The sequence below is a fragment of the Collimonas fungivorans genome (assembly GCF_028292705.1).
Taxonomy (GTDB): domain Bacteria; phylum Pseudomonadota; class Gammaproteobacteria; order Burkholderiales; family Burkholderiaceae_D; genus Collimonas; species Collimonas fungivorans_B.
On sequence record NZ_JAQGLV010000091.1, the window covers coordinates 1 to 16,474 of the forward strand.

At 59.6% G+C, this 16,474-nt stretch carries 11 protein-coding genes; 6 read left to right on the forward strand and 5 right to left on the reverse strand.

Annotation, left to right across the window (positions count from 1 at the left end; genetic code table 11):
- Positions 1-1,272 (forward strand): vitamin B12 dependent-methionine synthase activation domain-containing protein (locus JWQ61_RS04645; protein WP_304359486.1); only part of this gene is annotated, 1,272 nt, incomplete at its 5' end.
- An 11-nt stretch (positions 1,273-1,283) separates the two neighbouring features.
- Positions 1,284-2,180, forward strand: a complete 897-nt coding sequence (locus tag JWQ61_RS04650) for an SGNH/GDSL hydrolase family protein (protein WP_304359487.1) — start codon at positions 1,284-1,286, stop codon at positions 2,178-2,180.
- A gap of 83 nt (positions 2,181-2,263) precedes the next feature.
- Here JWQ61_RS04650 and JWQ61_RS04655 read toward each other — a convergent pair whose 3' ends face one another.
- Positions 2,264-3,565, reverse strand: a complete 1,302-nt coding sequence (locus tag JWQ61_RS04655) for an NCS2 family permease (protein WP_304359488.1) — start codon at positions 3,563-3,565, stop codon at positions 2,264-2,266.
- A 497-nt stretch (positions 3,566-4,062) separates the two neighbouring features.
- Between JWQ61_RS04655 and xdhA the strand changes: the two genes are divergently transcribed.
- From xdhA to guaD, 4 genes are read left to right on the forward strand one after another with little or no spacing between them, the layout of a single operon-like run.
- Complete coding sequence (gene xdhA, locus JWQ61_RS04660; RefSeq protein ID WP_304359489.1) at positions 4,063-5,592, forward strand: xanthine dehydrogenase small subunit; 1,530 nt, start codon at positions 4,063-4,065, stop codon at positions 5,590-5,592.
- A gap of 9 nt (positions 5,593-5,601) precedes the next feature.
- Positions 5,602-7,965 (forward strand): xanthine dehydrogenase molybdopterin binding subunit, encoded by a 2,364-nt coding sequence (gene xdhB / locus JWQ61_RS04665; RefSeq protein WP_304359490.1) that lies wholly within the window; start codon positions 5,602-5,604, stop codon positions 7,963-7,965.
- Positions 7,966-7,989: 24 nt separating this feature from the next.
- Entirely contained in the window at positions 7,990-9,078 is a 1,089-nt protein-coding gene (gene xdhC / locus JWQ61_RS04670; protein ID WP_304359491.1) for a xanthine dehydrogenase accessory protein XdhC, read from the forward strand.
- 56 nt (positions 9,079-9,134) lie between these two features.
- A complete protein-coding gene (gene guaD / locus JWQ61_RS04675; RefSeq protein WP_304359492.1) occupies positions 9,135-10,487 on the forward strand; it encodes a guanine deaminase in 1,353 nt (450 codons plus the stop codon).
- Between the two features lie 60 nt (positions 10,488-10,547).
- Here guaD and JWQ61_RS04680 read toward each other — a convergent pair whose 3' ends face one another.
- From JWQ61_RS04680 to JWQ61_RS04695, 4 genes are all read right to left on the reverse strand, one after another.
- On the reverse strand, positions 10,548-12,077 hold the full coding sequence (locus tag JWQ61_RS04680) for a SpoVR family protein (RefSeq protein WP_304359493.1): 1,530 nt from the start codon (positions 12,075-12,077) through the stop codon (positions 10,548-10,550).
- A complete protein-coding gene (locus JWQ61_RS04685) occupies positions 12,074-13,339 on the reverse strand; it encodes a YeaH/YhbH family protein (RefSeq protein ID WP_304359494.1) in 1,266 nt (421 codons plus the stop codon). The genes JWQ61_RS04680 and JWQ61_RS04685 overlap by 4 nt, the downstream gene beginning before the upstream one ends.
- A gap of 57 nt (positions 13,340-13,396) precedes the next feature.
- The gene (locus JWQ61_RS04690; RefSeq protein WP_304359495.1) at positions 13,397-15,319 is read right to left on the reverse strand and encodes a PrkA family serine protein kinase; all 1,923 of its coding nucleotides are present in this window, start codon (positions 15,317-15,319) and stop codon (positions 13,397-13,399) included.
- Between the two features lie 154 nt (positions 15,320-15,473).
- Positions 15,474-16,474: MFS transporter (locus tag JWQ61_RS04695; RefSeq protein ID WP_304359496.1), on the reverse strand; the 1,001-nt coding region annotated here is incomplete at its 5' end.

Below are 16,474 nucleotides of genomic sequence, written 5' to 3' on the forward strand. Positions count from 1 at the left end.
CTGATCACGCCGTCGCTGGAAGAAATGGCGCACGTCGCCAAGGAAATGCAGCGCGATCCGTACTTCCGCAGCGTCAAGATGCCCTTGCTGATCGGCGGCGCCACCACCAGCCGCGCCCATACCGCGGTGAAGATCGCGCCGAATTACGAAGGCCCTGTGGTCTACGTGCCGGACGCTTCGCGCTCGGTTTCGGTGGCGCAGTCCTTGCTGACGCCGGAGCAGCGCGACCAGTACATCGATGACATCGCGGTCGACTACGAACGCATCCGCGAACAGCACGCCAACAAGAAGGCGGTGCCTTTGCTGACGCTGGCGGCTGCGCGCGAGAATCGCACACGACTGCAGTTTGCTCCGGTCAAACCCAAGTTCATCGGCCGCCGCGTCTTCAAGAACGTCGATCTCGGCACGCTGGCGCGCTACATCGACTGGGGTCCGTTTTTCCAGACCTGGGACCTGGCCGGCCCGTATCCGGCCATCCTCAAGGATGAAGTGGTGGGTGAAGCCGCCAGCAAGGTATTCGAAGAAGGCCAGGCGCTGCTGAAGAAACTGATCGACGGCCGCTGGCTGACCGCCAACGGCGTCATCGCGCTGATGCCGGCCAACACGGTGAATGACGACGATATCGAAGTCTATACCGACGACACACGCGAAAAAATCGCGTTCACCTATTACGGCCTGCGCCAGCAGACTGTGAAACCGGTGATCGACGGCGTTCCTCGCCCTAATCAATGCCTGTCCGATTTCATCGCGCCGAAATCGTCCGGCATTGCCGACTATATCGGCCTGTTCGCGGTCACCAGCGGCATCGGCATCGAGAAATACGAAAAGCGCTTCGAGGATGCGCATGACGATTATTCCTCGATCATGCTGAAATCGCTGGCCGACCGCCTGGCGGAAGCTTTCGCCGAATACATGCATGAGCGGGTGCGCAAGGACCTGTGGGGTTATGTGCCTGAAGAAAGCCTGTCCAACGAAGCCTTGATCAAGGAAAACTACAGCGGCATCCGCCCTGCCCCCGGTTATCCGGCTTGCCCGGAACATACGGTCAAGGCCGACATGTTCCAGCTCTTGCAATGCGAGGAGATCGGCATGCAGCTCACCGAATCGTTCGCCATGTTCCCGGGCGCCGCGGTGTCGGGCTTTTATTTTGCCCACCCCGAATCGAAGTATTTTGTGGTCGGCAAGGTCGGCGACGACCAGGTCAGCGACATGGCGGCGCGGCGCGGCGCCAGCAAGGACGACGTCGAACGCTGGCTGGCGCCCAACCTGTAAAGGAAACCGGCATGCGTCGCAGCCTGCAGCTGAAGCAGCAATTACAACAGACGATAGAGGCTGAAATTGCCGCACGTACGCAACAGCACCAGGCGCAAATCGCCGCGCTGAAAAGCCCGGCGCCAAACCGGATGGCGAGCCATGCGGCGAGCGCCGCCAGGCCGCTGGTGCTGCTGGCCCATGGCGATTCCTGGTTTGACTATCCGCTGGACGGCAATGCGCTGTCGCTGCACAGCACCGATGTCATCGCGCAGCTGCAAACCGCCGGCGCCATCCCTCCTTCGATCCTGAACGTTTCCCACAACGGCGATTCAAGCTCCGACGAAATGGCGCTGCCCAAGCAGCAACGCCTGATCGCCGCACTGCGCGACAGCAACAACTGGATCGGCGACCAACCGGACGCCATCCTGTTTTCCGGCGGCGGCAACGATATCGCCGGCGACAAGTTCTGCATCCTGCTCGATTATGCCGACAGCGCAAGCGACGGCCTCAACCTGGTGCGCTTCACCAAGCTGCTGGAAATGGTTGAAGCCTCTTACCTCGACCTGTTTGCATTTCGCGACAGGTACGCGCCGGGCGTGCCGATTTTCGGCCACTGCTATGACTTTGCCATTCCCAACGGTTCCCATCCGCTGTGCGCCGGGCCGTGGCTGCTGCCGTCGCTGGCTTACTGCGGCTGGACCGCAAGCGACGGCATCCCGATTGTGCGCCAGGCGCTGGAGGGCCTGGCGGCGAGGTTGCGCAAACTGGCCGCGGTTCCCGCCAACAATTTCATCCTGGTTGAAACCCAGGGCACGCTTGCCGCCGCCGACTGGGCCAATGAACTGCATCCCTACCCGGCCGGATTCAGGAAAATTGCAGAAAAATTCGCCGCAGCGCTGCGCCTGCAGTTTCCCGGCCATATCTGATCACACCTCGCGTCCGTCCATGAAAAAAGCCCCGCTGTAAGCGAGGCTTTTCAATCTGGCGCAAGCGTCAGCCAGCCTTGCCGTCAGTCGCCGCCCAGGTGGATAAACTTGAACAGGAAGATCGCGGCAATCACCCAGACCATCACCGGCACTTGCTTGGCACGGCCGGTGAACAGTTTCAGCGCTGCATAGGAGATGAAACCGAAGGCAATCCCGTTGGCGATCGAATAGGTGAACGGGATCATCAGCACGGTGATCACGGCCGGCACGCTTTCAGTGCTGTCTTCCCAGTTCAGGTGCACCAGCTCGCGCAGCATCAGGCCGGCGACATAGAACAGCGCCGGCGCGGTAGCGTAGGCCGGCACGGCGCCGGCCAGCGGCGAAATGAACAGGCAAGCCAGGAACAGGATGCCGACCGCCAGCGAAGTGAGGCCGGTACGGCCGCCCGCCTGGACGCCGGCGGCGCTTTCAACATAGGCCGTGGTGCTGGAAGTACCCAGCAGGGTGCCGGCCACAATGGCCGTGCTGTCCGCCAGCAACGCCTTGTTAAGCCGCGCCATCTTGCCGTTGACCAGCAGGCCGGCGCGGTTCGCCACGCCCATCATGGTGCCGGTGGCGTCGAACATTTCAACCAGGAAGAACACCAGCACGATATTCAGGATGCCCATCGACAGCGCGCCCATGATGTCGAGCTTGAACAGGGTCGGCTCGATCGACGGCGGCATCGCGACCACGCCGGTGAAGGTATTGCCGCCGACCAGGAAACTCAGCACGGTCACGGTCAGGATGCCGATCAGGATCGCGCCCTTGACCTTCAGGTGGTCCAGCACCACGATCAGCAGGAAACCGATGATCGACAGGATCACCGGGATCTGGTGCAGGTCGCCGATCTGCACGAAAGTGGCCGGGTTGGCGACCACCAGGCCCGAACTCTTGAGCGCGATGAAGCCAAGGAACAGGCCGATACCGGAAGTAATCGCAATCCTTATCGTGGGCGGGATGCCGTTGACGATCATGCCGCGTATCCCGACCAGGCTGACGATGACGAACAGGCAACCGGAAATGAAGACCGCGCCCAGCGCCACTTCCCAGGACACGCCCATGCCTTTCACCACCGCATAGGCAAAGTAGGCGTTGAGGCCCATGCCGGGCGCCAGCGCGATCGGATAGTTGGCGTACAGGGCCATGATCAGGGTGCCGATGGCGGCCGCCACGCAGGTTGCGACGAAGACAGCGCCTTTTGGCATGCCGGCGTCGCCCAGGATGGCAGGGTTGACGAAGATGATGTAAGCCATCGTCAGGAAAGTGGTGAGCCCGGCGATCAGTTCAGTGCGGACATCCGTGCCGTTTTCCTTGAGTTTGAAGAAATTCTCGAGCAGTTGCATTGTTGTGTCTCCGTGATTATTGTTGTTTTTGGTTTTCTGGCTGCCGCGTTGCTCCGTTTGGAACGGAGTTCTGGCAAAGTAATGTGTTACAGAATGGGGTCACAAGTATGCTCCAGGCTAAATATCAATTATTCCAGCGAGATGATAACCGCTCCCGCTGCCGCATTGATAGTCCTGCATTTGCCCCAGCCAAAGATTTTCTCATTCTTGAAAACCGGAAAAACCGTCAAATACATTTCTAGCAGGAAATATTCCGTTCGCCATGGCTGTATTTGCCAAATGGAATTACATACGCATTCTCTATTCCATTTTTGAGATACCTGACATCAGCCGTTTCGCTATATGAAGCGGCGGCGCAAATGCTAATCTGGGCTCATAATTAATAGGCCGTTGCAAAGCCTAGCCTAGTCCTACGTAACCCGCACCCAGGCGAAAGCGGCAATACGATCCAGAGGCATGGTTTTTGCAACAGCAGCTAAACCATATTGGAGATTGCCTTGTCTACGCCCGCACCTCATTCCACGGCCGATAGCGTCATCCGTTTCTACTACCGTGGCGAAATCCACACAGTGGACCAGGCCGCGCCGACCCGCACCATCTTGCAGCACCTGCGGGAAGACCTGCACTGCACCGGCAGCAAGGAAGGCTGCGCCGAAGGCGATTGCGGCGCCTGCACCGTCGTCATCGGTGAACAGGGGCCCGACGGCGTCACGCTCAAATCGGTCAATTCCTGCATCCAGTTCCTGCCGACGCTGGACGGCAAGGCTTTGTATACCGTCGAAGACCTGAAACAGGACAGTGGCGCCCTGCACCCGGTGCAGCAAGCCATGGTGGAATGCCACGGCTCGCAATGCGGTTTCTGCACGCCGGGTTTCGTGATGTCGCTGTGGGACCTGTACCTGAAACACGACGGCAGCCAGGCGCCTGCCTGCGGCTCAGCCGGAGCCGGAGCCTGCCAGCCATTGCAGCGCAAGGAGATCGATATCGCGCTGTCGGGCAACCTGTGCCGCTGCACCGGCTACCGGCCCATCATCGACGCCGCGCACCGGATGGGCGAACTGCCGGCGGTCGGCTTCGACCGCCAGGCTTTGCAGCAGGCGCTCCAGCCCTTGCAACGCGACGACACTTTCGTCTACAAACATGACGGCCAGACTTTCTACGCGCCGCGCACGCTGGCGCAGCTGGTGGAAGTGCGCGCCGCCAATCCGGCCGCGCGTATCCTGGCCGGATCGACCGACGTCGGCCTGTGGGTGACCAAGCAGATGCGCGACCTGGGCGACATCATCTACCTCGGCCAGGTAAGCGAGCTGAACGCCGTGGCCATGCGCGAAGGACAACTGGAAATCGGCGCCGGCGTCACGCTGAACGACGCTTACGCGGAAATCTGCAAGCACTATCCTGAACTGTCGGAAATGTGGCAACGCTTTGCCTCGCTGCCGATCCGCAATGCCGGTACCCTGGGCGGCAACGTCGCCAACGGTTCGCCTATCGGCGACTCGCCGCCATGGCTGATCGCCCTTGGCGCGCAAGTCGTGCTGCGCGGCCCGGCCGGCCAGCGCGTGATGCCGCTGGAAGCGCTGTACCTGGACTACATGAAAAAAGACATGCAGGCTGATGAATTCGTCGAAGCCGTGCGCATTCCGTTGCCGCATGCCGGGCAACGCTTCCGCACCTACAAACTGGCAAAACGTTTTGACCAGGATATTTCTGCCGTCTGCGCCGCGTTCTCGGTGACTCTCGATGGCCACAAGATCAGCGACATCCGCATCGCTTTCGGCGGCATGGCGGCAACGCCGAAACGCGCTGCGCTGACTGAAGCGGCATTACGCGGCCGGGCCTGGAGCGAAAGCGTGCTGGAAAATGCGGTAGCGCTGATGACGGACGATTACAAACCGCTGTCCGATATGCGCGCCTCCAGCGAGTACCGGATGAAGACGTCGCAAAACCTGCTGCGCCGCTTCTGGCTGGAGACCCGCGTCGATGCGCCGTTGCGCAGCGACCAGGTAAATCCTTTTGTGTGTGCCTGAGTTGACATCATGAATAAGCAAACTGAAGTTTTTATGAAACCCGCGCCGCAAGGTAGCAAATCCGCCTGGGCCGAAGTCGGTCAATCGCATCCGCACGAATCGGCGATATTGCATGTGCTGGGCGAAGCCACTTACACCGACGACATCCCGGAAGCGCAAGGCACTTTGCACGCCGCGCTCGGCATGTCGCAAAAAGCCCATGCGCGGATCCGTTCGATCAACCTCGATGCCGTACGCAGCGCTCGTGGCGTGGTGGCAGTTTTCACCGCAGCCGATATTCCCGGCACCAACGATTGCGGCCCTATCATCCACGACGATCCGATCCTGGCCGACGGCCTGGTCGAATATGTCGGCCAGCCGATCTTCGCGGTAATCGCAGACACGCACGACAATGCACGGTGCGCAGTGCGCAAGGTAGTCGTCGACTACGAAGAACTGCCAGCGATCCTGACGCCGCAAGCGGCGCACGCGGCCAAATCCTACGTCTTGCCGCCGATGCGCCTGGCGCGCGGCGATGCGCAGCGGGCTTTCGAGACCGCGCCGCACCGCGCCAGCGGTCAACTGTATGTCGGCGGCCAGGAACAGTTTTACCTGGAAGGCCAGATTTCCTACGCCATCCCGAAAGAACAGAACGGCATGCTGGTGCTGTGCTCGACCCAGCACCCGACCGAAATGCAGCACGTAGTGGCGCATGCGCTGGGCGTGCATTCGCATAACATCGTGGTGGAATGCCGGCGCATGGGCGGCGGTTTCGGCGGCAAGGAATCGCAATCGGCCTTGTGGGCGGCGGTGGCGGCGATTGCCGCGGCCAAGCTGAAGCGCCCGGTCAAGCTGCGCGCCGACCGCGACGACGACATGATGGTCACCGGCAAACGCCATTGCTTCTATTACGATTACGAAGTCGGCTACGACGATGCCGGCCGGATTGTCGCCGCAAAAGTCGACATGGTGAGCCGCGCCGGTTTCTCGGCCGACCTGTCGGCGCCGGTAGCAACCCGCGCGGTCTGCCATTTCGACAATACCTACTACCTGTCCGATGTCGACATCAAGGCGAGCTGCGGCAAGACCAATACCCAGTCGAACACCGCCTTCCGCGGTTTCGGCGGCCCGCAGGGCGCAATTGCGATCGAATACATCGTCGACGAAATCGCCCGCAACCTGGGCCGCGACGCACTCGATATCCGCAAGCTGAATTTCTACGGCCGCAACGATGAAGAGGGCCGCAACGTTACCCAGTACGGCCAGAAAATCGTCGATAACGTGATCCATGAGCTGGTGGCCGAACTCGAATCCACCAGCGAATACCGGCAACGACGCGCTGCTGTCGAAGCTTTCAACGCCAGCAGCCCGGTGCTGAAAAAGGGCCTGGCGCTGACGCCGGTCAAATTCGGCATCGCTTTCAACGTCACCCATTTCAACCAGGCCGGCGCGCTGGTGCACGTGTACACCGACGGCTCGGTGCTGGTCAATCACGGCGGCACCGAAATGGGCCAGGGCATCAACACCAAGGTAGCGCAGGTGGTGGCGCATGAGCTCGGCATTCCGCTGGAACTGGTGCGCGTCAGCGCTACCGACACCAGCAAGGTCGCCAATACTTCGGCCACCGCGGCATCCACCGGCGCCGACCTGAACGGCAAGGCGGCGCAAGATGCGGCTCATACGATCCGCCAGCGCCTGGCGGAATTCTTCGCCAAATTGCACGGCGGCGACGCCAAGGCGGTGGTTTTTGCTGCGGGCGCGGTCCATCTGGGCGAGCACAGCATGGCGTTTGGCGATTTGGCGCAGAAGGCTTATCTGTCGCGGGTGCAATTGTGGTCCGACGGTTTCTACGCGACGCCAGGCTTGCACTGGGATCCGAAAACCATGACTGGCCGCCCGTTCTCTTATTTTGCCTACGGCGCCTCGGTGTCGGAAGTGGTTGTAGATACTTTTACTGGCGAATGGCGGCTGCTGCGCGCCGACGCCTTGTACGATGCCGGCCAGTCGCTCAACCCGGCTTTGGATATCGGCCAGGTGGAAGGCGCCTTCATCCAGGGCATGGGCTGGCTTACCACGGAAGAGCTGTGGTGGAACAAGGACGGCAAGCTGATGACCCATGCGCCGTCGACCTACAAGATCCCCGGCATTTCCGATTGTCCCCAGGATTTCCGCGTCAAGCTGTTCAAGAACCGTAACGTCGAAGATAGCATCCATCGCTCCAAGGCGGTCGGCGAACCGCCTCTGCTGCTGCCGTTCTCGGTCTTTTTCGCGATCCGCGACGCCGTCGCCAGCGTCGGCGGCAACCGCTTCAATCCGCCACTGAATGCGCCGGCGACCAGCGAAGCCATCCTGAAGTCGGTCGATGCCGTGCGTGCGATGTCACGCGGGGCCTGATTCAGGCATATTCGGAGACTCATCATGAGCAACTGGCTGGATGCACTCACCACGCTGATTACGCAACCCTCGCAAACCACCACGGCGATCCTGGTCACCGTGGCCCAGGTCGAGGGTTCGGGTCCGCGCGAGCCCGGCGCCAAGATGATGGTGACCGTGGTCGGGCAGTTCGACACCATAGGCGGCGGCCACCTGGAATTGCAGGCGGTCAGGATCGCCCGTGAAATGCTGGACGAAGGCCTGTCGCTGAGCCGCGAGCGCCGCTTGCAGCGTTTTTCTTTAGGACCGTCGCTGGGCCAATGCTGCGGCGGCGTCGTGCACCTGGCGTTTGAACGGGTGACGCCCGCCTCGGCCGATTATTTCAGTTTCCTGCAACGCCGCTTGCGCGAAGCGGAAGACAGTTGGCGCCTGGTGGCCCTGGACGATGCCGCGCCGCCGGCCTTGTGCGACGGCGATGGTGAACGCCTCCACGGGCCGGGACGCTTGCCGACCCTGCCATCCTTGTCGACGCCTTCGGTCAACGCCCTCGGCGCCTGCCTGGTCCTGCGCGACGATAGCGGCAAGCGCTGGCTGCTCGATGCCTGCCTGGCGCCGCGGCCGCAATTGTTCCTGTTCGGCGCCGGCCATGTCGGCGCGGCCATCGTCAAGGCGCTTGGCGACTTGCCGTGCCGGGTGGTCTGGATCGACGAGCGCGAAGAAATGTTTCCGGACGAATTGCCGGCCAACGTCCGCGTGGAGGCGACCGATACGCCGGAAGCCTTGGTGGATGGCGCTCCGGCCGGCTCCAGTTTCCTGGTCATGACGCATAATCACGCGCTCGACCAGCGCCTTTCTGCGCAGATCCTGCAGCGCGACGGCGTCGCCTGGTTCGGCCTGATCGGTTCGAAAAGCAAACGCATGCAGTTCGAGCATCGCCTGCATGAACGCGGCATTCCTCTTGAGCGGCTGGCCGACATGGTCTGTCCGATCGGCATTCCGGGCATCGTCGGCAAGGAGCCGGCGGTCATCGCCGCCTCGGTCACCGCGCAGCTGCTGCAGGTCTGGGAACAGATCGCCAGGCAGCAGCAGACAGCGGCGCCGCATCTGCGGCCGCAGCTGCTCAGCACAATCTAATTAGCATCAGTCATTCATTGCAGCGTTTGCACGCGCATTCATTCAAGGATAGTTTCATGGCAGCCATCAGTTTCAGTAACCTCGACCAATCCGCATTGCAGGCATACCGCGCCAGCGTTCTTCATTTCCACGCTGACCCGGCGCATCATGCCGACGCTTATGCATGGCACGAAGACGGCTTGCTGCTGGTCGCCGACGGCAAGGTGGTGGCGGCTGGCGATTATCAACACTTGTCGGTGCAATTACGCGCCGAGCTGAAAAGCGAACTGAAGATCCAGGACTACCGCGGCAAGATCATCATGCCCGGTTTCATCGATACCCATCTGCATTACCCGCAAACTGACATGATCGCCTCGCCGTCGCCGGGGCTGCTGCCATGGCTCGAAAAATACACTTTCCCGACCGAACGCAAGTTCAGCGATCCGGCCCACGCCAAGGATGTCGCCACCTTCTTTATCGATGAGCTGCTGCGTTGCGGCACCACCACGGCGATGGTGTATTGCACCGTCAATCCAGTCTCGGTGGACGCTTTCTTCAGCGCCAGCGAAGCGCGCAACCTGCGCATGGTGACCGGCAAGGTGCTGATGGACAGGAATTGCCCGGAATTCTTGCAAGACACCGCCGAAGGCGGCATCCGCGACAGCGAAGAACTGCTGAAGAAATGGCACAAGCGCGGCCGCCAGCTGTATGCGATCACACCGCGTTTTGCGCCGACCTCCAGCAACGCCCAGCTGCAACTGGCCGGGGAACTGGCGCAAGCGCATCCAGACGTCTACCTGCAAACCCACGCTGCGGAAAATATCGATGAAGTGGCCTGGGTTAAATCGCTGTTCCCGGAATCGCGCAGCTACATGGATGTCTACGACAAATACGGCATGCTGCGGCCGCGCTCCATGTACGGCCACTGCGTCTGGCTCGACAACCACGATCGCCAGCGCATGGCGGAGACGCAATCCGCCATCGCGATTTGCCCGACGTCGAACCTGTTCCTCGGCAGCGGCCTGTTCGACTTCAAGGGCGCCGACGCAGCGGCAGTGCCCTTGTCGCTGGCGACCGACGTCGGCGGCGGCACCAGTTTCTCCATGCTGCAAACCATGAATGAAGCCTACAAGGTCGCGCGCATGGCGACCACCTACCTGCCGGCGATGCGGATGTTCTACCTGGCGACATTGGGCGGCGCGCGCAGCATGCAGCTGGAAGGCACGATCGGCAATTTCGTCGCCGGCGCCGAAGCCGATTTCATCGTGCTCGATCCGCAAGCCACGCCGCTGCTGGCGCGCCGCAGCGAACGCACCGAGAGCCTGGAAGAATTGTTGTTTGCCCTGGCCTTGCTGGGCGATGACCGGGCGATTGCGGCTACCTATGCGGCCGGCAAGCTGGTGCATAGCCGGGCAGCAGCTAGCCTGTAAACCCGATTAGCCCGGATTTCCCGGGCTAATTGATTGCATCGTCGTCGTTCTCGATCGTATTTAAGGCCGCAACACGTACTTGTTCTCGCTGACGCATTCATAGCGCTGCAAGACATTGCCGCTGTCGTCGACGCTCTCCAGGTACACATCGAATTGCCACAGGCGCGCCATGTGCCGCAGGATTTCATCGGTGCCGTCCGCCAGCGGCCGGCTGTCGCTGCGGAAATGGCGCAGGGTCAGGCTGCGGTCGCCGCGCGTATTGACCGACCAGACCTGGATGTTCGGTTCGCGATGGTTGATGTCGTATTGCCGCGACAAGGCCTGCCGCACGTACTGGTAGCCGGCATCGTTATGGATCGCGGAGACTTCCAGTTCGCTGCGGTTTTCATCGTCGAGCACCGCAAACAGGCGCATGTCGCGTATCAGCTTCGGCGACAGGTACTGGGCGACAAAACTTTCATCCTTGAAATTACGCATCGCGTAATGCAGGGTTTCCAGCCATGGCGTGCCGGCCAGTTCGGGAAACCATTGTCTATCCTCATCGGTAGGCTTTTCGCAGATACGACGGATGTCGCTCATCATGCCGAAACCCAGCGCATACGGATTCATGCCGCTGTAATACGATTTGGTCACCGGCGGCTGGTACACCACATTGCTGTGCGAGTGCAGGAATTCCATCATGAAGCCGTCGGTCAGCTTGCCCTCGTCGTACAGCGTGTTGAGGATAGTGTAGTGCCAGAACGTGGCCCAGCCTTCGTTCATGACCTGGGTCTGGCGCTGCGGGTAGAAATACTGCGCGACCTTGCGCACGATGCGGATCACTTCGCGTTCCCACGATTCCAGCAGCGGTGAATTTTTCTCGGCGAAGTACAGCAGGTTTTCCTGCGTCTCGGGCGGGAAGCGCCCTTCCACCTGCTCGGTCGCTTCCGATTTTTTTTCCGGCAAGGTGCGCCACAATTCATTGACCTGCGACTGCATGTATTCGGCCCGCTCACGCCGCTGCGCCTGTTCTTTCTCCAGCGACAGTTTCTGCGGCCGCTTGTAGCGGTCGACGCCGTAGTGCATCAGTGCATGGCAGGAATCCAGCAGTTCCTCGACCTTGGAAAAGCCGTAGCGCTCTTCGCATTCGGCGATGTAAGCCTTGGCGTAGACCAGGTAATCGATGATGGCGTGGGCATCGGTCCAGAGCTGGAACAGGTAGTTGCCCTTGAAAAAAGAATTATGCCCATATGCCGCATGCGCTACTACCAGCGCCTGCATGGTCATGGTGTTTTCTTCCATCAGGTAGGCGATGCAGGGATTCGAATTGATGACGATTTCGTAGGCCAGCCCCATCTGCCCGCGCTTGTAGTCGCGCTCGGTCGTCAGGAAATGCTTGCCGAACGACCAGTGCCGGTAATTCACTGGCATGCCGGACGAGGCATAGGCGTCCATCATCTGTTCGGCGGTGATGATTTCCAGCTGGATCGGATAGATATCCAGCTTGTAATTGGCGGCGACGCGGGCAATCTCATCGTTGTACAGCTCGATCAGATCGAAAGTCCAGTCGGACGGGCACGGCAAAGGCTGGTGGATCAGACGGTCGTTCATGACTGCACCTGCTTTTCAAACAGTTCGCGGAACACCGGATAGATCTCGCTGGCAGCCTGCACTTTTTTCATGGCAAACTGGGGATTGACCGCAGCGATCTGCTGATATTCGGTCCATAGGTTCTGCTCTTCGACGGTGACCTGGATGTAGGCGAAATAACGCGAACGCGGCAGTATTTCCAGCTCCAGCAGCTGCCGGCATTTCGGCGAATCGTCATTCCAGTTGTCGCCGTCGGAGGCTTGCGCGCCGTAGATATTCCAGTCGCCCGGCGGATAACGCTCGTCGATGATCTGCTTCATCAGTTCCAGTGCGCTGGACACCACCGTGCCGCCGCTTTCCTGGGAATGGAAAAAAGTTTCTTCATCGACCTCGTCGGCGCGCGTGTGATGGCGGATGAAGACTACTTCGATATGTTCGTAGTTACGGGTCAGGAACAGGTAAAGCAGGATAAAAAAACGCTTCGACAGGTCTTTGCGCTGCTCATCCATCGAACCCGATACGTCCATCACGCAAAACATCACGGCCCGGCTCGACGGTTGCGGCACCTTGACCCGGTTGACGTAGCGCAGGTCGAACGGATCGATGAATGGAATGCGCCAGATGCGGCCTTTCAGGTGATGGATATCTTCTTCCAGGCGCTTGATTTCCTCGCGCCTGTCTTGCGGATCGGCCTTGAGCGTCTCCATCAGCAGTTCCAGCTCGCGCAGCCTGACCACCAGCGGCGAACCGAGTGCAATCCGGCGTCCCAGCGAGCTGCGCAGGGAACGCACGATATCGATATTGTTGGGTGATCCGTCGGTCGAATAACCGGCTCGCATGTTTTTCCAGCTCGGCACCGCCAGCAGGTTGGTCTTGATCAGGCGCGGCAATTCCAGGTCTTCGAAGAAGTACTGCATGAATTCTTCGCGCGACAACTGGAACACGAATTCATCTTCGCCTTCTCCTTGGTCGCTGGCCGAGCTGCCGCTGCCGCCCTGGCCGCCGTCCGGACGTGCAATGCGGTCGCCTTGCAGGTAATCCTGGTTGCCAGGATGGACCATTTCACGCTTGCCGCCGGGACCGTGGCCGAAGATCGGTTCGCTGATCCCCTTGCGCGGAATGCTGATGCTCTTGGCGTTCTCGATTTCCTTGATGCCGCGGTCGCGCACGGCTTCCGTCACCGAGCGATGGATGGCCGCCCGGAAGCGCCGCAGGAAGCGCTCCCGGTTGGCAATGCTTTTGTTCTTGCCAGACAGTCTACGGTCGATTATCTGATGCAACACGGTCGGCTCTCCTAGGGTGAGTCGCTGTACTTATCCGATGCGTACCCAATGCCCACCTTACGACGATTTGCGCACACGCAGATACCATTCGCACAGCAAGCGCACCTGTTTCGGCGTGTAGCCCTTGCTGACCATGCGATTGACGAAATCTTCATGCTTGCGCAATTCTTCGTTCGAACCTTTGGCGTTGAATGAAATAACCGGCAACAAGTCTTCGGTATTCGAGAACATCTTCTTCTCGATCACCACGCGCAGTTTTTCGTAGCTGGTCCAGAGCGGATTCTTGCCGGCGTTCGAGACCCGTGCGCGCAATACGAAATTGACGATTTCGTTACGGAAATCCTTGGGATTGCTGATGCCGGCAGGTTTTTCGATTTTTTCCAGCTCGCCGTTCAAGGCGGCGCGGTCAAAGCTTTCGCCGGTGTCATGGTCGCGGAATTCCTGGTCCTGTATCCAGAAGTCGGCATAGGTGACGTAACGATCGAAGACGTTCTGGCCGTATTCCGAATAAGACTCCAGATAGGCAGTCTGGATTTCCTTGCCGATGAATTCGGCATAACGCGTCGCCAATGTATCTTTGACGTACGACAGGTATTTCTGCTCTATCTCTTGCTGGAACTGCTCTCGTTCGATCTGCTGTTCCAGCACATACATCAGGTGCACCGGATTGGCGGCGACTTCGGTTGAGTCGAAGTTGAATACGCGCGACAGTATCTTGAAGGCGAAGCGGGTCGAGACCCCGGTCATGCCTTCATCGACGCCGGCGTAATCGCGATATTCCTGGAACGACTTCGCTTTCGGATCGCTGTCTTTCAGGTTCTCGCCGTCATATACCTGCATCTTGGAGAAGATGCTGGAATTCTCCGGCTCCCCCAGGCGCGTCAGGATGGAAAACTGCGCCATCATCTTCAACGTGCCCGGCGCGCAAATCGCCTTGCCCAGCGACGAAGTGCGGATCAGCTTTTCATAGATCTTGATTTCTTCCGACACCCGCAGGCAATACGGCACCTTCACGATGTAGATACGATCGAGCAAGGCTTCGTTGTTCTTGTTGTTGCGAAACGCTTTCCATTCCGATTCGTTGGAGTGGGCCAGGATGATGCCGTCGAACGGGATCGCCCCAAAACCTTCAGTGCCCTTGAAATTGCCTTCCTGCGTGGCGGTCAGCAACGGATGCAGCACTTTGATCGGCGCCTTGAACATTTCGACGAATTCCAGCAAACCCTGGTTCGACAGGCACAGGCCGCCGGAATAACTGTAGGCGTCGGCGTCGTCCTGCGAATATTGCTCCAGCTTGCGGATATCGACCTTGCCGACCAGGGTGGAAATGTCCTGGTTGTTTTCATCGCCCGGTTCGGTCTTGGAAATCGCGATCTGCCGCAGGATCGACGGATAACGCTTGACCACGCGGAACTTGCGGATGTCGCCGTTGAATTCATGCAGGCGCTTGACGGCCCACGGACTCAGTATCGATTTCAGGTAACGGCGCGGAATGCCGTACTGTTCTTCCAGGATGGCGCCGTCTTCTTCGTAGTCGAACAAGCCCAGCGGCGACTCGTTGACCGGCGATCCCTTGAGGGAATAGAACGGCACATGCTCCATCAACTGTTTGAGGCGCTCGGCGATCGACGATTTGCCGCCGCCCACCGGACCGAGCAGATACAGGATCTGCTTGCGTTCTTCCAGGCCTTGCGCGGCGTGCCGGAAATAAGCGACGACCTGTTCGATCACTTCTTCGGCGCCGTAGAATTCCTTGAACGCCGGATAGACCTTGAGCACCTTGTTGGCAAAGATGCGTGACAAGGAAGGATCGTGCCTTGTATCAACCTGCTGCGGTTCGCCTATCGCCATCAGCATGCGTTCCCCAGCTGTTGCATAACAGCTGGGATCAGTCTTACAAAGCGCAAGATATTCTTCTAAGGAAAATTCTTCTTCTCTGGTTTTGTCGAACCGACTCGCAAAGCTGCTGTAGATATCCATATCACCCCCGCATCAACGATGTTGCGAAAACAAATTGAAGATTATTTCTACCGATTTCGACCTCTTCAGATACTCACAGTTCCTTGATCAGCCAGCTTCGTTTTTCGATGCGGCCCAGAAGAGGATTTACACGATTTTGATTCTAAACCTTTTTCTAAGATGCAACAGGGTTTTCTGATTTTTCATTCCAAGGCGCGACCTTGAATAAAATCAACATCCCCGGCAGCGCCAGTACAAAACATAATATGAAAAAATGAAACCAGCCGGTTTCAGCAACAATGTAACCGACCGAGGAATTGATAAAGGTGCGTGGCACCGCAGCAAGGCTGGTAAACAAGGCATATTGCGTCGCCGTGTAGCGCGGATCGGTGGTGCGCGCGATATACGCCACGAAAGCGGCGGTGCCGAGGCCGACGCCGAACGCCTCGCCGCCGATCACGATGGCCAGCACCAGCGGATCGGGGCCGGCCTGGGCCAGCCAGGCAAAACCAAGGATGGTCACCGCCTGCACCACGCCGAAAATCCACAGGGCGCGGTTAATGCCGATCTGCACCATCCAGATGCCGCCGACCAGGCCGCCGACCAGGCTGGCCCACAAGCTGGTGGTCTTGGAAATGACGCCGATCTGGGTCAGCGAAAAACCGAGATCGATATAAAACCGGGTAGCAAGCGCAGTCGCCATGCTGTCGCCCAGCTTGTACAGGAAGATGAAAGCCAGCACCCACAACGCGCTGCGCCAGCCGTCGCGGGCGATGAATTCCTGGAACGGCAGCACCACGGCTTGCCGCAGGTTCTTCGGCGGCGCGCCGTATACCGCCGGTTCCTTGATCATCAGGGTGCAGACCAGGCCCGGCAGCATGAATCCCGCCGTAATCCAGAATACCGCCTGCCAGCTCATGTGGTCGGCCAGGAACAGCGACAAGGCGCCCGGCACCATGCCGGCTACCTTGTAGGCATTGACGTTGATCGCCGCGCCCAGGCCCTGTTCGTTGTCAGGCAGGATTTCACGCCGGTAGGCGTCGATCACGATGTCCTGGCTGGCCGACAGGAAGGCCACCAGCGACGCCATGAAGGCAATCGTCGCCACCTGGGTGTGCGGATTTAGCATGCCCATGCCGCCGATAGCGACAAACAGGCTGGCCTGGGTCAGCATCA